Here is a 25,525-nt window from a genome sequence, read left to right as displayed (position 1 = left end):
GTCTGGGGACATGCGGAGATGCGTTACCGGGGGATCTGAGATGCGCTCATGTCGGCGGTCTCTTCCATGTGCGCTGTGCAAAGTAGGACGTGGCATGAGAGCAGTCGAGAACCTGGCCGCCTTGTTGCGTCCGGGCGGGGAGGTGTAACCATGGCCACCGACAAGAAGACCGATCAGAAGGACGTCATCGGAGCGCTCCGGAAGTCGGTCAAGGAGACCGAACGCCTCCGGAGGCAGAACCAGGAGTTGCTCGACCAGGCGAGTGAGCCGCTGGCCATCGTCGGCATGAGCTGCCGGTTCCCCGGTGGCGTCACGTCACCGGAAGAGTTATGGGACCTGGTGGCGTCCGGTCGGGACGCCGTGACGGAGTTCCCCGGCGATCGCGGCTGGGAGTTGGACCGGCTCTACCACCCGGACCCCGATCACCACGGGACGGCGTACACCCGCGAGGGCGGTTTCGTCGACGGTGTCGGGGATTTCGACGCGGAGTTCTTCGGCATCACCCCGCGTGAGGCGCTGGCCATGGACCCGCAGCAGCGGATGCTGTTGCAGGAGACCTGGCGGGCCATGGAGGACGCGGGCATCGACCCGACGTCGTTGCGGGGCAGCGACACCGGTGTCTTCCTCGGCACCATGTACTCGGACTACCAGTACGTCGCCGGGACGAGCGACCGGCACGAGGAGATCGAGGGTTACCTCATGATCGCCTCGGCCGCCAGTGTCGCGTCCGGGCGCATCAGCTACACCTTCGGCTTCGAGGGCCCCGCGATCACCGTGGACACCGCGTGCTCCGCGTCGCTCGTCGCGATCGCCCTGGCGGTCAAGTCCCTGCGCTCGCGTGAGTGCTCGCTGGCGATCGCCGGCGGCGTCACGGTGTTGACCCGACCGAACATCTTCACCGAGTTCAGCCGGCAGCGGGCGCTGTCGGCCGACGGCCGGTGCAAGGCGTACGGGTCCGCCGCGGACGGCGTGGGCTGGGGCGAGGGCTCCGGTCTGCTCATGCTGGAGCGCCTGTCGGACGCGCGCCGCAACGGCCACCGCATCCTGGGCCTGGTCCGCGGCACCGCGGTGAACCAGGACGGCGCGAGCAACGGCCTCACCGCGCCGAACGGCCCGTCGCAGGAGCGGGTGATCCGCGCTGCCCTGGCGAACGCGGGCCTGCGTCCGTCCGATGTGGACGCTGTCGAAGGCCACGGCACGGGTACGCCGCTCGGCGACCCGATCGAGGCCGAGGCGCTGCTGGCCACCTACGGCCGTGAGCGCGAGAACGGCCCGCTTTGGCTCGGGTCGGTGAAGTCCAACATCGGGCACACCCAGGCCGCCGCCGGTGTGGCCGGTGTGATCAAGATGGTGATGGCCATGCGGCACCGGACGCTGGCGCCCACGCTGCACGCGGACGAGCCGTCGCCGCACGTCAACTGGTCCTCCGGTGACATCCGGCTGGTGACCGAGAAGCGCGAGTGGACCTCGGACGACCGGCCGCGGCGCGCGGGTGTGTCGTCGTTCGGGATCAGCGGCACCAACGCGCACGTGATCCTGGAAGAGGCTCCCGCGCCGGAGCCCGCCGAGGTCGAGACCGAGCCCGCACCGCCGGCCGTGGTGCCGGTGCTGGTGTCGGCTCGGAGCGTCGAGGCGCTGCGGGCGCAGGCCGACCGGTTGCGCGCGTTGCTGATCGCGCGCCCGGAGCTGTCCGTGCTGGACATGGCGTTCTCGTCGGCGACGGCGCGGGCGCACCTGGAGCACCGTGCGGCCGTGGTGGCGACCGATCGCGGTGCGCTGCTGACCGGGCTGGGCGCGCTGTCGGTCGGCGATCCGGCGGACGGCGTGGTCGAGGGTCGGCCGATCAGTGGCAAGGCCGTGTTCGTGTTCCCTGGTCAGGGTGCGCAGTGGGTGGGCATGGCGGTGGAGTTGATGGACTCCTCGCCGGTGTTCGCGGCCCGTATGGCCGAGTGCGGCGCGGCTCTTTCGTCCTTTGTGGACTGGAGCCTGGACGACGTGCTCCGGGGCGTGGACGGTGCGCCGTCGTTCGAGCGCGTGGATGTCGTTCAGCCCGCTTTGTGGGCTGTGATGGTCTCGCTGGCGGCGTTGTGGCGGTCGTACGGTGTCGAGCCGTCGGCGGTCGTCGGTCACTCGCAGGGTGAGATCGCCGCAGCGTGTGTGGCGGGTGCTCTGTCCCTTGAGGACGGTGCCCGGGTCGCGGCGCTGCGCAGTGGTCTGGTGCGGGATCGGCTTGCCGGTCACGGCGGGATGATGTCGGTCTCCCTGCCGGTGGAACGCGTCGAAGAACTCCTCGTGTCGTACGAGGGCAGGGTGTCGGTCGCGGCGGTGAACGGTCCCGCCACGGTCGTGGTCGCCGGTGAGCCGGCCGCGTTGGACGAGCTGCTGGCCACGTGCGAGCGGGACGGTGTCCGGGCGCGCAAGGTCGCGGTGGACTACGCGTCGCACTCGGCCCAGGTCGAGGCGATCGAGGCGGAACTGCTGGAGGTGCTGGCGCCGCTCGCGCCGAAGTCCGGTGACGTGCCGTTCTACTCGACCGTCACGGGCGGGTTCGTCGACACCGCGATCCTGGACGCCGGGTACTGGTACCGGAACCTGCGCGGCCGGGTCGGGTTCGAACCCGCCGTCCGGGCGCTGGTCGCCAACGGCACGAGCGGCTTCCTGGAGATGTCGCCGCACCCGGTGCTGACGATGGCGGTCGAGGAGACGGTCGCCGACGGGTCCGCCCAGGTCGCGGTGGTCGGCTCGCTCCGCCGGAACGAAGGCGGTCTCGCGCGATTCGTGACGTCCCTGTCCGAGGCGCACGTGTCCGGTGTGGCCGTCGACTGGTCGGCGTTCTACGCCAACAGCGGCGCCCAGCACATCTCGCTGCCGACCTACGAGTTCCAGCGCGAGCGCTTCTGGGTGACGGCCGGCTCCGGTTCCGGTGACGTCTCGGCGGCCGGCCAGGTGCGGGTCGAACACCCGGTGCTGGCGGCGGCGGTGCAGGTCGCGGACCGCGACGAGTGGGTCTTCACCGGCCGGATCTCGCAGGAATCGCAGCCGTGGACGCGTGATCACGTCGTGTTCGGCAGTGTTCTCGTGCCGGGTGCTTCGCTGGTCGAGATGGCGTTGACGGCCGGTGGTCAGCTGGGCTGCGCGGTGCTGGACGAGCTGGTGCTGGAGGCGCCGCTGGTCCTGGACGACGACGCGGTGCGGCAGGTCCAGATCGTCGTGGGTGTGGCCGGCGACGACGGCAGCCGTGAAGTGGCGATCTACAGCCGTTCCGAGAGCGGCGACGACGAGCAGCGCGAGACCACCTGCCACGGGCGCGGGACGCTGGCCGCGGACGCCGAGCCGGTGGAGCCGTTCCCGCTCCAGTGGCCGCCGTCGGGCGCGCAGACCGTGGCCGTCGGCTCGTTCTACGAGCGGCTGGGCGGTATCGGCCTCGACTACGGGCCGCTGTTCCAGGGTGTCCGGGCGGCCTGGCGGGTCGGCGACGTGGTCTACGCCGACGTCGCGCTGCCCGAGGACACCCCGGCGGGCAAGTTCGGCGTGCACCCGGCGCTGTTCGACGCCGCGCTGCACGGGATCATGCTGTCCAAGGAAGCCGGGTCGACGGTGGACCTGCCGTTCTCCTGGTCCGGTGTGCGGCTCGGCCTGACCGGGCTCACCAGGGCGCGGGTGCGGATCTCGCCGGCTTCCGGCTCCGGCCAGCGGATCGACATCGCGGACGACGCCGGCGCGCTGGTCGCGGCGGTCGGCAACCTCGGCCTGCGGCCGATGGAACCCGGTCAGCTCGAACGCGCGCAGGGCTCGAAGAACTCGATGTTCCAGGTCGACTGGGCCGAGGTCACCGCCAAGCCTGGCACGTCGGCACGGGTGGTGCGGCTCGGCGTCGACCACGCGGACCTCGACGCGCTGGAGCAGGCGCGGTCCGACGGCGCGGGTGCGCCGGACGTGGTCGTCGCCACGATCGAGGCGCCGTCCGGTGAACCTGCCGCGGTGGCGCGGGCGGTCGCGGCGGACGCGCTCGTGGTGGTGCAGAGCTGGTTGGCGAGCGAGTGGCTGGGCGAGGCCCGACTGGTCGTGGTGACCCGCGGCGGTGTCGCGGTGGGCGACGAGTCGCCGGACGTGGCGCAGTCCCCGGTGTGGGGCCTGGTGCGCAGCGCGCAGTCGGAGCACCCGGGCCGGTTCGTGCTGGTGGACGTCGACGGCGGCGACGAGCCGGACTGGGGTTCGCTGCTCGACTTGGACGAGCCGCAGCTCGCGGTGCGGGAGGGCCGGGTGCTGGCGCCGCGGCTGGGCCGCGTCACGGCCGGTGCGGGCGACTCCGCGTGGCGGCTCGGCTCGGCGCGCAAGGGCTCGTTGGAGGACCTGACGATTCTGCCGTCCGAGGGCGCCCGGCCGTTGGGCGTCGGCGAGGTCCGGGTCGGCATTCGCGCCGCCGGGCTGAACTTCCGCGACGTGCTGATCGCGCTGGGCATGTACCCGGGTGACGCGCCGCTGGGCAGCGAGGCCGCGGGCGTCGTGCTGGAAGTCGGCTCCGCGGTGACCGACCTGAAGCCGGGCGACCGGGTCTTCGGCCTGGTCACCGACGCGTTCGGCCCGGTGGCCGTGGCGGACCGGCGCACGGTCGTGCCGATGCCGTCCTCGCTCTCCTTCGTGGAGGCGGCGGCGGTGCCGGTCGTGTACCTGACCGCGTACTACGGCCTGGTGGACCTGGCCTCGCTCCGCGCCGGGGAGAAGCTGCTCGTGCACGCAGCCGCCGGTGGTGTCGGTATGGCCGCGGTGCAACTGGCCCGTCACTTCGGCGCCGAGGTGTTCGCCACCGCGAGCGCGCCGAAGTGGGACGCGGTGCGTGCCCTGGGCGTGCCGGACGACCGGATCGCCTCGTCGCGCGACCTCGGTTTCCGGCAGGCGTTCCTGGACGCGACCGACGGCGCGGGTGTGGACGTCATCCTGGACGCGTTGGCCGGCGAGTTCGTCGACGCGTCACTGGAGCTGCTGCCGCGCGGTGGCCGGTTCATCGAGATGGGCAAGGTCGACATTCGCGACCCGGAGGTCGTCGCCCGCGAGCACGCCGGCGTCCGCTACCGGTCCTACGACCTCCTGGAGGCGGGGCCGGAGCGGATCCAGGAAATGCTGCTGGAGATCACCGAGCTGTTCGAGCGCGGTGTGCTCACCCCCTCGCCGATCCGGGCGTGGGACGTGCGCCGGGGCCGCGAGGCGTTCCGGTTCCTGCGTGAGGGCCGCAACGTCGGCAAGGTCGTGCTGACCGTGCCCGCGCCGCTGGACCCCGAGGGCACCGTCCTGATCACCGGTGGCACCAGCGGTCTGGGCGCTCGGTTCGCCAAGCACCTCGCCGAGCGGCACGGCGTCAAGCACCTGCTGCTGGTGAGCCGTCGCGGCCGGGCCGTCGACGGTGTGGACGAACTGGCCGCCGAACTGGAGGTGCTGGGCGCCGAGGCGCGGGTGGAGGCGTGTGACGTCTCCGACCGGGACCAGCTGGCCGGGTTGATCGGCTCCCTGGACCGGCCGCTGACCGCGGTCGTCCACGCCGCCGGTGTGCTGGACGACGGTGTGATCGAGTCCCTGACCAAGGACCAGGTCGACCGGGTGATGAGCCCGAAGATCGACGCGGCCTGGAACCTGCACGAGCAGACCCTCGGGCAGGAGCTCTCGGCGTTCGTGCTGTTCTCCTCGGCCGCGGCCCAGCTGGGCAACCCCGGTCAGGCGAACTACGCCGCGGCCAACGCCGCTCTGGACGCGCTCGCGCACCAGCGGCGTGCGGCCGGTCTCCCGGCAAGCTCGCTCGCCTGGGGCCTGTGGGCCGATGCCACCGGCATGACCGGCGAGCTGGGCGAGGCCGACCTGGCCCGGATGGAGCGCACCGGTATCGGCGCGCTGTCCACCGAACTGGGCCTGGAGCTGTTCGACCAGAGCCTCGGCTCGGACGCGGCGCTGCTCGTGCCGCTGAAGCTGGACCTGTCCGTGCTGCGCAACCAGGCACGGGACGGGATGCTCCCGGCCCTGCTGCGTGGTCTTGTCCGCGCGCCCGCACGGCGCACCGAACAGGTCGGTGGGTCGCTGACCCAGCGGCTCGCCGGTGTGCCCGTGGCCGACCGCGAGCAGGCGGTGCTGGAGTTGGTGCAGGCGCAGGTCGCGGCGGTGCGCGGCAACGCGTCCGGCTCCGAGGTCGACCCGGACCGCGCGTTCAAGGCGCTCGGGTTCGACTCGCTGGCCGCCGTCGAGCTGCGCAACCGGCTCGCGCGGGTGACCGGGCTGCGACTGCCCGCGACGCTCGTCTTCGAACACCCGACGCCGGCCGATGTGGCCCGGCTGCTCCTAAAGGAGGTCGGCGGCGCGGCGGAGGAAGAGCGGCGCACGCCGTTCGAGGACGAGTTGCAGAAGCTCGAAGAAATGCTGATCACCGTGGCGGGCGACGAGAACGCGCTGTCGGAGATCGAGCCGCGGCTGCGCTACCTGAGCAACCGGCTCCGGGCGGTGCTCAGCGGCACGGGCGGTGAACCGTCCGATGTGGACGCGGTGCTGGACGACGATCTGGACGTGTCCGACGACGAGATGTTTAGTCTGATCGACGAGGAGCTCGGGTCGGCATGAGCAGCAGCGGGAACACGGACGAGCAGAAGCTACGCACCTACCTCAAGAAGGTCACCAACGAGCTGCGCACGGCGAACCGCCGGGTGCGCGAGCTGGAGCAGCGCGCCGACGAGCCGTTGGCGATCGTGGGCATGAGCTGCCGGTACCCCGGCGCGTCGTCCCCCGATGAGCTGTGGGAGCTGGTGGCGTCCGGCAAGGACGCGATGTCCCCGCTCCCCACCGACCGCGGCTGGGACCTGGAGCGGCTGTACGACGCCGACCCGGACCGGCTCGGCACGGTGACCACCAGCGCGGGCGGCTTCATCGAGGGTGTCGGCGACTTCGACGCGGACTTCTTCGGCATCAGCCCGCGTGAGGCGCTGGCGACCGACCCGACGCAGCGGCTGGCGCTGGAAGGCGCCTGGGAGGCGTTCGAGGACGCGGGCATCGACCCGACCTCGTTGCGCGGCAGCAGCACCGGTGTGTTCTGCGGCGCGGTCACCTCCGACTACGGCGGCACGATGCCGCCCGAGCTGGAGGGCTTCCGGCTGACCGGCACCCAGCTCAGCATCGTGTCCGGCCGGATCGCGTACACCCTCGGTCTCGAAGGTCCCGCGGTCACCCTCGACACGGCGTGCTCGTCGTCGCTGGTCGCGATCCACATGGCCGCGCAGGCGCTGCGGTCGGGGGAGTGCTCGCTGGCGCTGGTCGGCGGCGTCACCGTGCTCGCCGGCCCGTTCCTGTTCGTGGAGTTCAGCCGTCAGCGCGGTATCGCCCCCGACGGCAAGTGCAAGGCGTACTCGTCGTCCGCGGACGGCACCGGCTTCGCCGACGGCATGGGCATGCTGGTCATCGAGAAGCTGTCGGACGCCCGGCGCAACGGCCGCCGCATCCTCGGCCTGGTCCGCGGCACGGCGGTGAACCAGGACGGCGCCAGCAACGGTCTCACCGCGCCGAGCGGTTCCTCGCAGGAGCGGGTGATCCAGGCCGCGCTGGCGAACGCCGGGTTGAGCCCGGCCGAGGTCGACGCGGTGGAGGGCCACGGCACGGGCACCCAGTTGGGCGACCCGATCGAGGCACGCGCCCTGCTGGCCACCTACGGCAGCAAGCGCGCGGACGGCCCGCTGTGGCTGGGCTCCATCAAGTCGAACATCGGCCACACGTCGGCCGCGGCCGGTGTCGCCGGTGTGATCAAGCTGGTGCAGGCCATGCGCCACAACCTGCTCCCGGCCACGCTGCACGTCGACGCGCCGTCCCCGCACGTCGACTGGACGTCCGGGCAGGTCGAGCTGCTGACCGAGGCACGCGAGTGGTCGGCGTCGGAGCGTCCGCGCCGGGCCGGTGTGTCGGGCTTCGGCATCAGCGGCACCAACGCGCACGTGATCTTGGAAGAAGCGCCGGCCGAGAAGACCAACGCCGAGGTCGCCGAGCCGGTCGAGGAGATCCGGCCGGTCGGCACGGCGCCGGTGGTCCTGTCGGCTCGGAGCGAGACGGCGTTGCGGGCGCAGGCGGATCGGCTGCGATCGCACCTGGTCGCCCGGCCGGAACTGTCCCCTGTGGACGTCGGCTTCTCCGTGGCGACGACCCGCGCGCTGCTGGACCACCGCGCGGTGGTCGTGGCGTCGGACCGCGACGAACTGCTCGCCGGACTGACCGCGCTGGCCGACGGCGGAACGGCGAGTCGCGCGCTGGGTGGCAAGACGGCGTTCCTGTTCACCGGTCAGGGTTCGCAGCGGACCGGGATGGGCCTGGGGCTGGCGGCGGAGTTCCCCCGCTTCGCCGAGGCGCTGGACGAGGTCTGTGCCGAGCTGGACCCGTTGCTGGGTCGCTCGCTGCGCGAGCTGCTGTCCACTGAGGACGGTTCGCTGGACCGGACCGAGCACACCCAGGCCGCGTTGTTCGCGGTCGAGGTGGCGCTGTTCCGGTTGGTCGAGTCGCTGGGTCTGCGGCCGGACTACCTGATCGGCCACTCCGTCGGTGAGATCGCCGCCGCGCACGTCTCGGGCGTGCTGTCGCTGGCGGACGCGTGCGCGCTCGTCACGGCACGCGGCAAGCTGATGGGCGCGCTGCCCACTGGCGGGGCGATGGTGGCGGTTCAGGCCGAAGAGGCCGAGGTCGCGGAGTCGCTGGCCGGCTACGAAGGCCGGCTGGAGATCGCGGCGGTGAACGGTCCGCGCGCGGTGGTCGTCTCCGGTGACGCGGACGCGGTGGACGAGTGGCTGCCGAGCTGGCAGGGGCGCAAGACGTCCCGGCTGCGGGTGTCGCACGCGTTCCACTCGCCCCGGATGGAGCCGATGCTGGCCGAGTTCGAGGCCGTGGCGCGCAAGCTCACGTTCGCCGAGCCGCGGCTCCCGATCGTGTCCAACGTGTCCGGTCAGCTGGTGTCGGCGTTCGACGCGGCCTACTGGGTGCGGCACGTCCGGCAGGCGGTGCGGTTCAACGACGGCGTGAAGACGTTGCACGGCCTGGGCGTCCGGAAGTTCCTGGAGCTGGGCCCGGACGGCGTGCTGACCGCGATGGCCCGGCAGTGCCTGGAAGACGAGAACGACACGGTGTTCCTGCCGTCCCTGCGCGCCAAGCACCCGGAGACGCAGACCGTCGCCGGGTTCCTGGGGCGGGCGCAGGCCGCCGGGGTGGCAGTGGACTGGTCGGCCTACTACGCCGGCGCGAGCCGGGTCGAGCTGCCGACGTACGCGTTCCAGCGTGAGCGCTACTGGCTGGCCCCGAACAGCGGTTCCAGCGACGTGGCCGCGGTCGGCCTCGGCCGGGTGGAGCACCCGATCCTCGCCGGCGCGGTCCGGGTCGGCGACCGGGACGAGTGGGTGTTCACCGGCCGCCTGTCCACCGACACGCAGCCGTGGGTCGCGGGGCACCAACTGCTCGGCACCATCGTCGTCCCCGGCACCGGCCTGGTCGAACTGGCGCTCGCCGCCGGCGCCCAGACCGCGTGCCCGGTGCTGGACGAGCTGGTGCTGGAAGCGCCGCTGCTGCTGGAGGAAGGCGTCGCCCGGCAGATGCAGGTCACCGTCGGCCCGGCGGACGACGACGGCCGCCGCGACGTGGCGATCTACTCGTCCCTGGAGTCCGACGACGACGCGGAGTCCGTCTGCCACGGGCGTGGCGTGGTCGGCACGGAGCCCGCGGCGGCGGCCGAGTGGCCCGCCGAGTGGCCGCCGGAGGGCGCGGAAACGCTGCCCGTGGACGAGCTGTACGGGCGGCTGGCCGACATCGGCTACAACTACGGCCCCGCCTTCCACGGCGTGCAGGCCGCCTGGCGTGACGGCGACCGCACGACGTACGCCGAGGTCGTGCTGCCCGACTCCGCTGGGACCGACGCCTACGGCATCCACCCGGCGCTCTTCGACGCCGCGCTCCAGAGCGGTGTCATCCTGCTGACCGGTGGCGAGGGCCACCGGATGCCGTTCAGCTGGGCCGGTGTGCAGGTCGACCGCCCCGGTGTCACGCGGCTGCGCGTCCGTTCGGTCGCCACGGGTGATTCCGCGCTGCGGCTGGACGCGGTGGACGAGTCCGGCGCACCGGTGGTGTCGATCGGCTCCATCGCGGTCCGCCCGGTCGAGCAGGCCCGTCTTGAGGGCGGCCGGCGGTCGCTGTTCACCGTCGACTGGGCTCCGGTCACGGCGTCCGGCGCGTCGGTGAACGTGGTGGACCTGGCCGACCTCGACCAGGCGCTGACCGACGGCGTGCCCGAGGTCGTCGTGGCGAAGATCGACACTCCGGCGGACGGCTCGGCGCAGACCGTCGCCGTGCACACGTTGGAGCTGGTCCAGGGCTGGCTGGCGGACGAGCGGGTGGCCGGTTCACGGCTGGTCGTCGTGACCCGTGGCGCGGTCGCCGTGGGCGCCGAGTCGCCGGACGTGGCGCAGGCTTCGGTGTGGGGCCTGGTGCGCAGCGCGCAGTCCGAGCACCCTGGCCGGTTCGTCCTGGTCGACACCGACACCGACGCCGACGACGTCGACTGGGCCGCGGTGATCGGCTCCGAGGAGCCGCAGCTGGCGGTCCGCGACGGTCGGATGCTGGCTCCGCGCCTCGGTCGCGCGTCGTCCGGCACGCCGCACCGGTGGAGCGAGGACGACTCCGTCCTGATCAGCGGTGGCACGGGTGGCCTGGGCGCGATCTTCGCGCGGCACCTGGCCGAGCGGCACGGCGTGAAGCACCTGGTGTTGGCGAGCCGCCGTGGCGCGGAGGCCGAGGGTGTGAACGAGTTGCTCGTCGAGCTGTGGGCGCTGGGCTGCACCGCGCGGGTCGAGGCGTGCGACGTCTCGGACCGCGACCAGGTGGCGGCCCTGCTGGGCTCGTTGGACCGGCCGCTGACCGCCGTCGTCCACGCGGCGGGTGTGCTGGACGACGGTGTGGTGGAGTCGCTGACCGCGGCCCGGATCGAGCGGGTGATGGGGCCGAAGGTCGACGCCGCCCTGCACCTGCACGAGCTGACCGCGGGCATGGACCTCTCGGCGTTCGTGCTGTTCTCGTCGGTCGCCGCGTTGATGGGCAGCCCGGGTCAGGCGAACTACGCGGCGGCGAACGCCGTGCTGGACGCGCTGGCGGCGAAGCGGCGGGCCGAGGGCCTGCCGGCGACGTCGCTGGCCTGGGGCCTGTGGGGCGAAGCGGGCGGCATGGCGGGCGAACTCGCCGAAGCCGATCTCGCCCGGCTGGAGCGCATGGGCGTCGGCGCGCTGTCCACCGAGATGGGGCTCGACCTGTTCGACCAGGGCGTCGGGCTGGACGACGCGCTGCTGGCACCCGTGAAGCTCGACCTGGCCACCCTGCGGGTGCAGGCGCGCACCGGGATGCTGCCCGCCCTGCTGCGCGGGTTGGCCCCCGCGCCACGCAAGGCCGCGGCGGGTGGTTCGCTCGCGCAGCGGCTCGCCGACGTGCCCGAGGCCGATCGGGAGCGGGTCGTCCGGGAGTTGGTGCAGGCGCAGGTGGCGGCCGTTCTCGGCCACGCCTCCGCCGGCGCTGTCGACCCGGAACGCGCGTTCAAGGACCTGGGCTTCGACTCGCTGAGCGCGGTCGAACTCCGCAACAACCTCACCCAGAGCACCGGCGTGCGGCTGCCCGCGACGCTGATCTTCGACCACCCGAGCCCGGCGGCCGTGGCGCGGTTCGTCCTCGGCGAGGTCGGCGGGGTGGCCGAGACGCGGCGACCGGTGGCGAAGCGGCGGCGGACGGACAACGAGCCGCTGGCCATCGTCGGCATGAGCTGCCGTTACCCCGGCGGCGTCGCGTCACCTGAGCAGCTGTGGGAGCTGGTGGCGTCCGGTCGTGACGCGATCAGCGGACTGCCCACCGATCGCGGTTGGGACATCGAGAAGCTGTACGACCCGGACCCCGACCAGCTCGGCACCGTGTACACGCGCGCCGGTGGCTTCCTGGAACGGCCGGGCGACTTCGACGCCGAGTTCTTCGGCATCAGCCCGCGCGAGGCGCTGGCCATGGACCCGCAGCAGCGGCTGATCCTGGAAGCGTCCTGGGAGGCGTTCGAGAGCGCCGGGATCGACCCGACGTCGTTGCGCGGCAGCGACACCGGCGTGTTCTGCGGCGCGGTCACCACCGACTACGCCGGTATGACGTCGTCGGAGCTGGAGGGCTACCGCCTGACCGGCACCACGACGAGCGTGCTGTCCGGCCGGATCTCCTACAGCCTCGGGCTGGAAGGTCCGTCGCTCTCGGTCGACACCGCGTGCTCCTCGTCCGCCGTGGCGCTGCACCTCGCGGCGCAGGCGCTGCGGTCCGGCGAGTGCTCGATGGCGCTGGCCGGCGGCGTGACGCTGATGGCCGGCCCGTACCTGCTCACCGAGTTCAGCCGGCAGCGGGCGCTGTCGGCGGACGGGCGGTGCCGGGCCTACTCGGCGTCCGCCGACGGCACCGGGTTCGCCGAAGGTGTCGGCCTCGTGGTCCTGGAGCGCCTGTCGGACGCCCGGCGCAACGGGCACACGGTGCTCGCGGTCCTGCGCGGCAGCGCCGTGAACCAGGACGGCGCCAGCAACGGCCTGACCGCGCCGAACGGTCCCTCTCAGGAGCGGGTCATCCGGCAGGCGCTGGCGAACGCCGACCTCGCGCCGTCCGATGTGGACGCGGTCGAGGGCCACGGCACGGGCACCAAGCTCGGTGACCCGATCGAGGCGCAGGCGCTGCTGGCGACGTACGGCCGTGAGCGGGCGGAAGGTCCGCTGTGGCTGGGCTCGATCAAGTCGAACATCGGCCACACGTCGGCCGCGGCCGGTGTCGCGGGTGTGATCAAGATGGTGCAGGCCATGCGGCACGGAGTGCTGCCGCGCACGCTGCACGTCGACACTCCGTCCCCGCACGTGGACTGGGAGTCGGGCGAGGTCGAGCTGCTGACCGAGGCACGGGAGTGGCAGACCGACGGGCGGCCCCGCCGTGCCGGTGTGTCCTCGTTCGGTGTGAGCGGCACGAACGCGCACCTCATCCTGGAGGAAGCGCCCGCCGAGGCGCCGGCGGAGCGGACCGGCGACGGTCCGGCTGTCGCGCCGGTGCTGGTGTCCGCTCGGACCGAGGCTGGGCTGCGGGCGCAGGCCGACCGGCTGCGTGCCTTCCTGGCCACCCGGCCGGAGCTGTCCCTCGCGGACATGGCGTTCTCGTCGGCCACCGCACGGGCTCAGCTGGAGCACCGCGGGGCCGTGGTGGCGACCGACCGCCAGAGCCTGTTGGCGGGTCTCGGCGCGTTGGCCGTGGGCGAGCCCTTGGACGGTGTGGTCGAGGGTCGACCGATGAGCGGCAAGGCCGTGTTCGTGTTCCCTGGTCAGGGTGCGCAGTGGGTCGGCATGGCGGTGGAGTTGATGGACTCCTCGCCGGTGTTCGCCGCTCGCATGGCCGAGTGCGGCGACGCACTCAAGTCCTTTGTGGACTGGAGTCTGGAGGACGTGCTCCGCGGTGTCGACGGTGCGCCGTCGTTCGAGCGCGTGGACGTCGTCCAGCCCGCTTTGTGGGCCGTGATGGTCTCACTGGCGGCGTTGTGGCGTTCTTACGGTGTCGAGCCGTCAGCGGTCATCGGTCACTCGCAGGGTGAGATCGCCGCGGCATGTGTGGCCGGCGCACTGTCCCTTGAGGACGGTGCCCGGGTTGTGGCCCTGCGCAGTGGTCTGGTGCGCGACCGGCTCGCCGGTCACGGCGGGATGATGTCGGTCTCGCTGCCGGTGGAGCGGGTCGAAGAGCTGGTGGCCCCGTACGACGGCCGTGTCTCGGTGGCGGCGCTGAACGGTCCCGCCTCCGTCGTGGTGGCCGGTGAGGTGGCCGCGTTGGACGAACTGCTGGCCACGTGCGAGCGGGACGGTGTCCGGGCGCGCAAGGTGGCGGTGGACTACGCGTCGCACTCGATCCAGGTCGAGGCGATCGAGGCCGAGCTGCTCGAAGTGCTGGCGCCGCTCGCGCCGAAGTCCGGTGACGTGCCGTTCTACTCGACGGCGACCGGCGGGTTCATCGACACCAAGATCCTGGACGCCCCGTACTGGTACCGCAGTCTCCGCGGCCGGGTCGGGTTCGAGCCCGCGGTCCGGGCGATGATCGACAACGGCGCCGGGAACTTCCTGGAGATGTCCCCGCACCCCGTGCTCACCATGGCGGTGGAGGAAACCATCGCCGCGCACGGTGCGGCGGACCGGATCGGTGTCGTCGGGTCGCTGCGCCGCAACGAAGGCGGCATGGAGCGATTCGCCACCTCGCTGGCCGAAGCCCACGTCTCGGGTGTGGCGGTGGACTGGTCCGCCTACTACGCCGACACCGACGTGCAGCGGATCCCGTTGCCGACCTACGCGTTCCAGCGCGAGCGGTTCTGGCTCACGCCCGGCGCCGGCTCCAGTGACGTCGCTTCGGCCGGGCAGGTCGGCGTCGACCACCCGATCCTGTCGGCGGCCGTGCAGGTCGCGGACCGCGACGAGTGGGTCTTCACCGGCCGGATCTCGCAGGAGTCGCAGCCGTGGACGCGGGACCACGTGGTGTTCGGCATCGTGCTGGTGCCGGGGACGGCGCTGGTCGAGATGGCGTTGACCGCCGGTCGCCAGGTCGGTTGCCCGGTCCTGGACGAGCTGGTGCTGGAGTCGCCGCTGCTGCTGGAGGACGGCGTCACGCTCCAGGTCCAGGTCACGGTGGGCGCGGCCGTGGAAGGCGGTCGCCGTCAGGTGGCGGTCTACAGCCGGCCCCAGGGCGGTGACGAAGAGCAGGGCGAGACCACCTGCCACGGTCGCGGTTGGCTGACCGCGACCGCGGCCCCGGCGGAGCCGTTCCCGCTCCAGTGGCCGCCGGCGGGCGCCGAGCCGCTCACCGTGGAAGACCTCTACGCCAGGGTGAGCGACCACGCGAAGCTGACCGACCTGGGCTTCGACTACGGCCCGGCGTTCCGCGCCGTGCAGTCGGCCTGGCGGGTCGGGGACGATGTGTACACCGAGCTGGTCCTGCCCGACGTGGCCGGTTCCGCGGACGGCTTCGGCATCCACCCGGCGTTGTTCGACTCCGCCCTGCACGGCGGGCTCGGCATGCTGGGTGGCAGCGGCGACGACTCGGGCGGGCTGCCGTTCTCCTGGTCCGGCGTGCGGCTGGACCGGACCGGGCACACCCGTCTGCGGGTGCGCATCGGGCTGGCCGGCGACGCCGCGCTGCGCCTCACCATCGTGGGCGACGACGGCGAGCCGATCGTGAACGTCGAGCGGCTGGACGTGCGTCCGGTCGAGCAGGCGCACCTCGAAGCCGCACGGCGCAACGGAAACCGGTCGCTGTACCAGGTCGAATGGACGCCCGTGCCGGTCGTCTCGACGATGTCCTCGCGGGTCGCGATCCTCGGCGAGGTGGGCCTGACCTCCGGTGAGCGGTTCGCGGACCTGGCCGCGCTGGAGCAGAAGCTGGCCGAGGGCGCGGCAGTGCCGGACGTCGTCATCGCCACGGTCGACTCGCCCTCGGGTGACGTGGCCGAAGCCGCACGCGGCGCGGCGGTGAAGGCGTTGGAGCTGCTGCGGCAGTGGCTGGCCAGCGACCGGATCGGCGACGCGCGACTGGTCGTGCTCACCAAGGGCGCGGTCGCCGTGGGCGACGAGACCGCGGACGTCACGCAGGCTCCGGTGTGGGGTCTCGTGCACAGCGCGCAGTCGGAGCACCCGGGCCGGTTCCTGCTCGTGGACCTCGACGGGAGCACCGAGCCGGACTGGGGCGGGCTGCTCGAAACCGGCGAGCCGCAGATCGCGGTGCGCTCGGGTCGGGCGCTGGCGCCACGGCTCGCGAAGGCCGACGAGCCCGTCCCCGGACGGCCGCTGGACGCGGGCGGCATCGTGCTGATCACCGGTGGCACCGGCGGTCTGGGCGCGTTGTTCGCCCGGCACCTGGCCGAGCGGCACGGCGTGAAGCACCTGCTGCTGGTGAGCCGGCGTGGTCCGGCCGCGGACGGCGCGGCCAAGCTGGTCACGGAGCTGGAGGGGATGGGCTGCGACGTTCGTGTCGCGGCGTGCGACGTCTCCGACCGGGGGCAGCTGATCGAGCTGCTGAACTCCCTGGACCAGCCGTTGACCGCGGTGGTCCACGCGGCGGGCGTGCTGGACGACGGTGTGCTGGAGTCGCTGACGGCCGAGCGGGTCGAGCGGGTCATGCGGCCGAAGGTCGACGCGGCCCTGCACCTGCACGAATTGACCGCGGGCCTGGAGTTGTCGGCGTTCGTGTTGTTCTCGTCGGTCGCGGCCTTGATCGGCAGCCCCGGCCAGGCGAACTACGCGGCGGCCAACGCGGTGCTGGACGCGCTCGCGGCGAATCGGCGGGCCGACGGCCTGCCCGCGACGTCGCTCGCGTGGGGCCTGTGGGCCGAGGCCACCGACATGACCGGTGAGCTCGACGCGACGGACCTCGCGCGGCTGGAGAAGATGGGCGTCATCGCGCTGTCCGCCGAGACCGGGCTCGACCTGTTCGACCAGAGCCTCGGGGTGGACGCGGCGCTGCTGGCGCCGGTGAAGCTCGATCCGGCCGCGTTGCGGGTGCAGGGACGTGCGGGCATGCTGCCCCACCTCCTGCGCGGGCTGGTCCGGATGCCGGAGCAGCAGCGGACCGAGCCCACGGGCAGCGCGTCGCTCGCGCAGCGGCTCGCCGAGGTGCCGGAGTCGGAGCGGGAGAAGGTCGTGCTGTCCGTGGTGCGGACGCACGTCGCGGCCGTGCTCGGCCACACGTCGTCCGCGGCGGTCGGTCCGGACCGGCCGTTCCAGGACCTCGGGTTCGACTCGCTGGCGGCGGTCGGGCTGCGGAACCGGTTGACCCAGGCCACCGGGTTGCGGCTGCCCGCGACCCTGGTCTTCGACCACCCGACGCCGATCGCGATCACGCGGTTCCTGCTGACGAAGGTCGGTGGCGTCACCGCGGCCAAGGAACCGCCGTTCGAGGCGGAGCTGAAGAAGCTGGAAGAGATGCTCGCCGAGGCCGCGGCCGAGGAGAAGCAGCACGTGGCCGGTCGGCTGCGCACGCTGCTGGCGTCCCTTTCGGAGGGACAGCCGGCGGCGTCCGGGATCGCGTCCGCCACCACCGCGGACGAGATTCTGAAGCTGATCGACGCCCAGTTCGACTGAAACCCGGCGGACCAGGCGCGACGGACCGGACAATGACGAGGGACAAGAAGATGAGTGCGGACCGACGCCCGACCCCCGCGAGTGGGGCGGGCGTCGGTCCGGGTCGGGCTGCCGACCGGGGCGCGGGAGTGGACCGCGTCAGGGCGCGTGGGCGTGTCGTCGTCCGACGTCCGCTCGACCACCTCCGGCTGAGCACCGGATCGATGAACTGCCGTTGCACTGCTGGGAAGGTGTGAAGTGATGTACGGGAATCAGGCCGAGCGATCCGGCGGCACCGCCGACACGGTCGGGCGTGCCGTCGCCGTCGTCGGCATGTCGTGCCGAGTTCCGCGGGCACAGGACGTCAACGCCTTCTGGCGGCTGCTGCGCGACGGCGTGGACGCCATCACCGAGGCGCCCGCGGACCGCTGGCACGACTTACCCGACCTGGCCCCGTACCGCCGGGGTGGGTTCATCGACAAGGTGGCCGACTTCGACGCCGGGTTCTTCGGCATCTCACCGCGCGAAGCCGTGGCCATGGACCCGCGCCAGCGCCTGGCGCTGGAGCTGACCTGGGAAGCGCTGGAAGACGCCGGTGTGGCCGCGGAGGACCTGCGCGGCAGCGACACGGCGGTGTTCCTCGGCGCGGCGAGCGACGACTACGCGTCCCTCGTGCAGCGGCACGGCACGGACGCGGTGTCGCACCACTCCCTGGCGGGCCTGAGCCGCGGCGTGATCGCCAACCGGGTCTCCCACCGGTTCGGCTTCCACGGCCCGAGCATCACGGTGGACACGGTGCAGTCGTCCTCGCTGGTCGCCGTGCACCTGGCCGGCGAGACCCTGCTGTCCGGCGCCGCGCGGATGGCGGTGGCCGGTGGCGTGCACCTGAACCTGGTGCCGGAGAGCACGCTGGCCCTGGCCCGTGCGGGCGCGCTGTCCCCGGACGGCCGCAGCTACACGTTCGACGCCCGCGCCAACGGCACTGTCCGCGGTGAGGGCGCCGGCATGGTCGTCCTCAAGCGCCTTGAGGACGCGATCGCCGACGGCGACCAGATCCACTGCGTGCTGCTCGGCGGCGCGGTGAACCACGACGGCGACGGCTCGGCCCTGACCGTGCCCGACGGCGACTCGCAGCAGGCGTTGCTGCGCGAGGCGTACGCCCGTGCCGGCGTGAACCCCGCCGACGTCCAGTACGTCGAGCTGCACGGCACCGGCACGCGTGCGGGTGACCCGGTCGAGGCCGGTGCGCTGGGATCGGTGCTGGGTTCCGCCCGTGACGCCGACCGGCCGCTGCTCGTCGGGTCGGTCAAGACGAACATCGGGCACCTGGACGCCGCGGCCGGTGTCGTGGGCCTGATCAAGGTCGCGTTGGCGATCAAGCACGACGTGCTGCCCGCCAGCCTCAACTTCACCGAGCCGCACCCGTCGATCCCGATGGACGAGTGGCGCCTCTCGGTCAACGCCGCCGCCGGTCCGTGGCCGGGTGACGGTCCCAAGCTGGCCGGTGTCAGCTCCTTCGGCGTCGGCGGCACGAACTGCCACGTCGTCGTCGCTTCCCCGCCCGCTCTTGTCGAACCGGACATTGAGCCCTCGGTGGCCCGACCGGTGCCGGTCGTGCTCTCCGGTGACTCCGCCGCCGCGTTGCGTGCCCAGGCCGAACGCCTGCGCGACTGGGTGACGGCCGACGCCGACGCCCGTCCGGCCGACATCGGCTACTCCACCGTGACCACGCGCTCGCTGCTGAAGCACCGCGGCGTCGTCGTGGCCGCGGACCGCGTGGAACTGATGGCCGGCCTGGCCGCGATGGCGGCGGACGAACCGGCCGCGAACGTCGTGACGGGCTCCGTCACCCCCGGTTCCGGTGTGGTGTGGGTCTTCCCGGGCCAGGGCTCGCAGTGGGTCGGCATGGCCCGCGAGCTGTGGGACTCCTCGCCCGTGTTCGCTACCCGCATGTCCGAGTGCGAGCAGGTCCTCGGCGACCTGGTCGACTGGTCGCTGCGCGAAGTGCTCGCCGACGAGGCCGCGCTGGCCCGGGTGGACGTCGTCCAGCCCGCCCTGTTCGCGGTGATGGTGTCGCTGGCCGAGGTCTGGCGTTCGGTCGGCCTCGTGCCCGACGCCGTCGTGGGCCACTCCCAGGGCGAGATCGCGGCGGCGTGCGCGGCGGGCATCATCTCGCTGGCCGACGGGCTGCGGCTCGTGGTCGGCCGCAGCAAGGCCATCGACGCGGGCCTCTCGGGCCGCGGCACGATGGCGTCGCTGGCCATGCCCGCCGACGACGTGGACCAGGACAAGGTCTCCGTCGCGGCGGTGAACGGCCCCAACTCCGTGGTGATCTCCGGTGCGGTCGACGCGGTGCGCGCGGTCGTGGCCGACTGCGAGTCGCGCGGCATCCGCGCCAAGGTGATCCCGGTCGACTACGCGTCCCACTCGACGCACGTGGAGTCCGTCCGGGACGAGGTTCTCCGCGTCGCCGACGGCATCACGACGACGGACAGCGGCATCGCGTTCTTCTCGACGGTGACCGGCGGCCTCGTGGACGTGGCCGAGCTGGACGCCGAGTACTGGTTCCGGAACCTGCGCGAGCGCGTGCGGTTCAGCGAGACCATCAAGGCGCTGGCCGACGCGGGCCACAACACCTTCGTGGAACTCAGCCCGCACCCCGTGCTGACCGCCGCCATCCAGGACACCGTGGCCGACGTCGTCGTGCAGGGCACGCTGCGCCGGAACGAAGAGCAGTCCCGCCGCCTGCTGCTGTCGATGGCCGAACTGTGCACCAAGGGTGTCGCGGTGCGGTGGGAATCGCTGTTCGAGGGCGCCCGCCGCGTTGCGCTGCCCACCTACGCGTTCCAGCGGCAGTCGTTCTGGGTCTCCGGCGAGCGCGTCGAACACGAGGTGCCGCGGCCGGTCGGAACTCCGACGGTCGAGCCCGTGGAGACGCACGTCGAGCGGACCGCGAAGCGGCTCGCCGAGCAGGACCTGTGGACGCTGGTCCGGTCCCACTCGGCCGCCGTGCTCGGTCTGGCCGACCCCAAGGCGGTCGGCGCCGACAGCACGTTCAAGGAACTCGGCTTCGACTCGGTGACGGCGGTGGAGCTGAGCAACCGGCTCAACGCCGCGGCCGGCCTGAAGCTGCCGACCTCGCTGCTCTACGACCACCCGACGCCCAGCGCGGTCGTGCGGCACATGCGCGACCAGCTGTCCGGGTCGGAAGCCGACGAGCACCAGGTCGCGCCCGCCCGTGCCGCCGGCCACGACGAGCCGATCGCGATCATCGGCATGAGCTGCCGGTACCCCGGTGGCGTGGCGTCACCGGAAGACCTGTGGCGGCTGGTGGCCGACGGCGCCGACGCGATCACGCCGTTCCCGGACAACCGCGGCTGGCCGACGGCCGGCGGCGACTACGCCTCGGTCGGCGGTTTCCTGCACGACGCCGGTGACTTCGACCCGGGCTTCTTCCGCATCAGCCCGCGTGAAGCGCTGTCCATGGACCCGCAGCAGCGGCTGGTGCTGGAAGTGGTCTGGGAGGCGCTGGAGCGCGCCGGGCAGAACCCGAACGAGCTGCGCCGCACCCCGACCGCGGTCTTCCTCGGCGCGATGAGCCAGGACTACCTGCCGCGACTGGGCGAGGTGCCGGACGAAGTGGCCGGTCACGCCCTGACCGGCACCGCGTCCAGCGTGGTCTCCGGCCGCGTCGCCTACACCCTCGGCTTCGAGGGCCCGGCCGTGACCGTGGACACCGCGTGCTCGTCCTCGCTGGTGGCGCTGCACATGGCGGCGCAGTCGCTGCGTTCCGGTGACAGCTCGCTCGCGCTCGCCGGCGGTGTGACGATCATGTCCACGCCCGGCATCTTCATCGAGTTCTCCCGGCAGAACGGCCTGGCCGCGGACGGCCGCTGCAAGGCGTTCTCCGGTTCCGCCGACGGCACCGGCTGGTCCGAAGGCGTCGGCATGCTGGTGCTGGAGCGGCTGTCCGACGCCCGGCGCAACGGCCACCGCGTGCTCGCGGTGCTGCGCGGCAGCGCGATCAACCAGGACGGCGAGAGCAACGGACTCACCGCGCCGAACGGCCCCTCGCAGGAGCGGGTCATCCGGCAGGCGCTGGCCAACGCCGGACTGTCCACTGTGGACGTCGACGCGGTCGAGGCGCACGGCACCGGCACCCAGCTCGGCGACCCGATCGAGGCGCAGGCGCTGCTCGCCACCTACGGCAAGGAGCGGCCGGAGCCGCTGTGGCTCGGCTCGGTCAAGTCGAACATCGGCCACACGCAGGCCGCCGCCGGTGTGGCGGGCGTGATCAAGATGATCATGGCGATGCGACACGGGGTGCTGCCCCGGACCCTGCACGTCGACGAGCCGACCCCGCACGTCGACTGGACGACGGGCGCGGTCGAGCTGCTGACGGAGCGGCGTTCCTGGCCCGAGGCGGACCGGCCTCGCCGGGCGGGTGTGTCGTCGTTCGGGATCAGCGGCACCAACGCGCACGTGATCCTGGAGCAGGGTGACGTCGAGGAAGTCGCTGTCGAGGACGCCGAGCCGGACGCCGTCGTGCCCTGGCTGCTGTCGGCGCGCAACGCGTCGGCCCTGACCGGGCAGGCGGAACGGCTGCTGGCGGCGGTGTCCGCGGACACCGCGCCGCGCGTCGCCGATGTGGCGATGACGCTGGCCACCGGCCGTGCGGCCCTCGACCACCGCGCGGTCGTCTTCGGCACCGGACGGGCGGAGCTGCTGCCCGCGCTGGAGGCGTTGGCGACCGATGAGCGTGCGGCGGGCCTGGTCACGGGTTCTGCCTCGGTCATGCCGGAGGTCGGTGTCCTGTTCTCCGGGCAGGGCAGCCAGCGACTGGGCATGAGCCGCGAGCTTGTGCAGCGGTTCCCGGTGTTCGCCGAGGCGTGGAACACGGTGTGCGCGGAGTTCGCGCCTTTGCTCGACCACTCCATTGACGAGGTCGTGTCCGCCGAGCCCGACTCGGACCTGGCGGCGCTGCTGGACGAGACCGCGATGACGCAGCCGGCGCTGTTCGCCTTCGAGGTGGCGGCGTTCCGGTTGATCGAGTCGCTGGGCGTGGTCCCGGCGGTGCTGACCGGGCACTCGATCGGCGAACTGGCCGCGGCGCACGTGGCCGGCGTGTTCTCCCTCTCCGACGCGGTGAAGCTGGTGGCCGCACGAGGCCGCCTGATGCAGGCACTGCCGCGTGGCGGGGCGATGGTCGCCATCCAGGCCGACGAGGACGAGATCCGCGAGGCGCTCGACGGGTACGAGGAGACCGCCTCGATCGCCGCGATCAACGGCCCGCTGGCGACGGTCATCTCCGGTGAAGAAGACGCCGTCCTCGACATCGAGGGGATGTTCTCCGGCGCGGGCTACAAGACCCAGCGGCTCCGGGTCTCGCACGCCTTCCACTCGCCGCTGATGGAGCCGATGCTGGCGGAGTTCGAGCAGGTCGCGCGGTCGGTGTCGTACGCGACGCCGCAGCTGCCGGTCATCTCGAACGTGACCGGCGCGCTGGCCGGTGCCGGCGAGCTGGAGCGGCCCGAGTACTGGGTGCGCCACGTGCGCGAGGCGGTGCGCTTCGCGGACGGTGTGCGTGCCGCGGTGGCCGCCGGTGTCGGCGTGTTCGTGGAGGTCGGGCCGGACGGCGTGCTGGCCGCCATGGCGCAGGAGACCCTGGCGGAGGTCGCGCCGGACGTGACGGCCGTGCCGGTGGTGCGCAAGAAGCGCCCGGAGGTCCGGTCGCTGGTCGAGGCCTTGGCGCGGCTGCACGTCGCGGGTGTGCCGGTGGACTGGCGGGCGTACTTCACCGCAGTCGGGGTTGAGGGCCGTTCGGTCGACCTGCCCACCTACGCGTTCCAGCGGCAGCGGTACTGGGTGAAGGCGGAGGCCCCGCGCGGTGACGTCAGCGGCGCCGGGCTGACCGCGATCGAGCACCCGTTCCTGTCTGCGGTCACCGAGCTGGCCATCGGGGATCAGATCGTCCTCAGTGGACATGTTTCACCCGCGGTCGACGGCTGGCTGGCCGACCACCGCATCTTCGACGGTGTGGTGTTCCCCGGGGCTGCCTACGTCGAGATGGCGTTGCAGGCCATGGACTTGGCCGGGTGCGGTCGGGTCGCGGAGCTGACGCTGGAGAAGCCGCTGACGCTCGCGGCCGACTCGGTGCAGCTCCAGCTCACCATCGGCGGGGCCGACGACGCGGGCGCGCGGGAGATCGGCGTGCACTCGCGGGTGGTCGGGTCGCGGACGTGGACCCGGCATGCTGCCGGTGTCCTGGCTGTCGGCGTGGCCGTGCCCGAGTCCGCTCCGGAGACTTGGCCGCCGGCGGGTGCGGAGGCGGTGGACCTGGAGGCGTTCTACCCGGAGCTGGCCGATCGCGGTTACGGCTACGGGCACGCGTTCCGGGGGCTGCGCGGGTTGTGGCGTTCGGGCGAGGACGAGGTGTTCGGCGAGGTTCGGCTGCCGGACGAGGTCCCGCACGCTTCTTCTGGTTTTGTTGTGCACCCGGCGTTGTTCGACGCGGCCCTGCACCCGATCCTGTCGCTGCTGGCGGGGGAGGACTCGACGCAGGCGCTGCTGCCGTACGCGTGGTCCGGGGTGACCCGGCACGCGCTCGCCGGTCCGGACCTGCGGGTTCGGGTGGCGAAGATCGGCGTCAACGAGGTGTCGCTGCGGATCACCCGGCCGGACGGCGCGCTGGTGCTGTCGGTCGACTCGCTGGCTTTGATGCCCGCTTCGGTGGAGCAGTTGACGGCGAGCGCTACGGCGGACGCGTTGTTCGCGGTGGACTGGACCGCGCTGTCGGATTCGGCTGGGGCTGGGGCTGGGGATGCCGAGTTCACGCACGTGATGGCGAGCGTGGGCGTGGACGTGCCCGCTGCGGCCCGTGCCACCGCGCACGAGATGCTGGGCCAGCTGCGGAAGTGGCTGGACGACGGCACGCGTCGGGTCATCGTGACCCGTGGTGCGGTGGCGGTCAGCAAGGGTGAGGTGCCGGACCTGGCGCTCGCGCCGGTGTGGGGTTTGGTGCGGTCGGCACAGGCTGAGCACCCGGGTCGGTTCGTGCTGGTGGACACGGACGGGGATCAGGCTTCGCTGGCGGCGTTGGAGAAGCTGGACCTGTCCGAGCCGCAGGTGGCTATCCGCGGTGGTGTGGCGTATGTGCCGCGCTTGGCTGCGGCTCCTACCGCTTCGGTCGACCGTCCTCAGTGGACTGGCGGCACGGTGTTGCTCACCGGTGCCACCGGTGGGCTCGGCGGGTTGTTCGCCCGGCACCTGGTCGCTACGCACGGCGCACAGCGGTTGTTGATGCTCAGCCGACGTGGTGCCGCCGCACCTGGTGCGAGCGCTCTGGCCGAGGAGCTGACGGCGCTCGGCGCCGAGGTCGTGCACGCCGCCTGCGACGTGTCCGACCGTGACGCGTTGGCAGCGGAGATCGCGCGGATCCCGGCGGAAGCGCCGTTGACGGCTGTCGTGCACCTCGCGGGCGTGCTGGACGACTCCAGCGTGGAGTCCATGACGCCGGAACAGCTCGACCGGGTGTTCCAGCCGAAGGTCGACGCGGCGTGGCACCTGCACGAGCTGACCGCGGATCTGGGGTTGTCGGCGTTCGTCCTGTACTCGTCCGTCGCCGGTGTCTTCGGCACCGCGGGCCAGGCGAACTACGCCGCCGCCAACACGTTCTTGGACGCGTTGGCCGCGCAGCGCAGGGCCGAGGGCTTGCCCGCGGTGTCGTTGGCCTGGGGTCCGTGGGAGCTCGGCATGGCGGGCGAACTCGGTGACGCCGACCTGGCCCGGTTCCGCCGCGCCGGTTTCGTGCCGCTGCCCGCTGGTACGGGTACCGCTGTGTTCGACACCGCGTTGGGGCTGGATGCCGCTGTGGTCGTGGCGGCGGTGGTCGACCGGGCCGGGCTGCGTGAGCAGGAGAACGTGCACACGCTGTTCCACGGCATGGTCACGCCGCGGCAGCAGCCGAAGGTCGTGGAAACCGGTGGCGTGCCCCCGCTCGTGCAGCGGCTGGGCGAGCTGCCGGCGCAGGAGCGGACGGACGAAATGCTCCGGATGCTGCTGTCCACCTCGGCCCTGGTGCTCGGCTACCCGTCCACGGACGACATCGAAGCCGACATGTCGTTCAAGGAAATCGGATTCGATTCCCTGAGCGGCGTCGAATTCCGCAACCACGTCAAGAAGGACACCGGCGTAGAGATCCCCGCTACGATCATCTTCAACTACCCGACGCCCGCGGCACTGGCCGACCACCTGGTCGACCGGTTGTTCGGCGCGGACGTGTCGGAGCCGGTGGAACTGGACGAAAACACCGCAGAGGACGACGAACTGGACGAGGAGATCGACGGCCTCGACCTCGACGACCTCATCAACCGCGCGTTCTCGGAATGAAGTGA

3 protein-coding genes are annotated in these 25,525 nt (G+C 72.3%); all 3 read left to right on the top strand.

Annotated features, from left to right (window positions below; all coding sequences use genetic code 11):
• The first annotated feature begins 150 nt into the window (after positions 1 to 150).
• Positions 151 to 6,600 (top strand): type I polyketide synthase, encoded by a 6,450-nt coding sequence (locus tag F4560_RS17850; protein ID WP_184921437.1) that lies wholly within the window; start codon positions 151 to 153, stop codon positions 6,598 to 6,600.
• Positions 6,597 to 17,153, top strand: a complete 10,557-nt coding sequence (locus F4560_RS17845) for a type I polyketide synthase (protein WP_184921435.1) — start codon at positions 6,597 to 6,599, stop codon at positions 17,151 to 17,153. Before F4560_RS17850 ends, F4560_RS17845 begins: the two co-directional genes overlap by 4 nt.
• Before the next feature lie 240 nt (positions 17,154 to 17,393).
• Positions 17,394 to 25,520 (top strand): type I polyketide synthase, encoded by an 8,127-nt coding sequence (locus F4560_RS17840; RefSeq protein WP_184921433.1) that lies wholly within the window; start codon positions 17,394 to 17,396, stop codon positions 25,518 to 25,520.
• Positions 25,521 to 25,525 lie beyond the last annotated feature (5 nt).

The organism is Saccharothrix ecbatanensis (assembly GCF_014205015.1).
Taxonomy (GTDB): Bacteria; Actinomycetota; Actinomycetes; order Mycobacteriales; family Pseudonocardiaceae; genus Actinosynnema; species Actinosynnema ecbatanense.
Note: the sequence above shows the minus strand (reverse complement) of the source record. Positions and strands in the feature narration are given on the sequence as shown.

Excerpts from the sequence above, each read along its gene's own strand:
- F4560_RS17845 (WP_184921435.1), top strand. The coding sequence starts at position 6,597 with ATGAGCAGCAGCGGGAACACGGACGAGCAGAAGCTACGCACCTACCTC.
- F4560_RS17840 (WP_184921433.1), top strand. The coding sequence starts at position 17,394 with ATGTACGGGAATCAGGCCGAGCGATCCGGCGGCACCGCCGACACGGTC.
- F4560_RS17850 (WP_184921437.1), top strand. The coding sequence starts at position 151 with ATGGCCACCGACAAGAAGACCGATCAGAAGGACGTCATCGGAGCGCTC.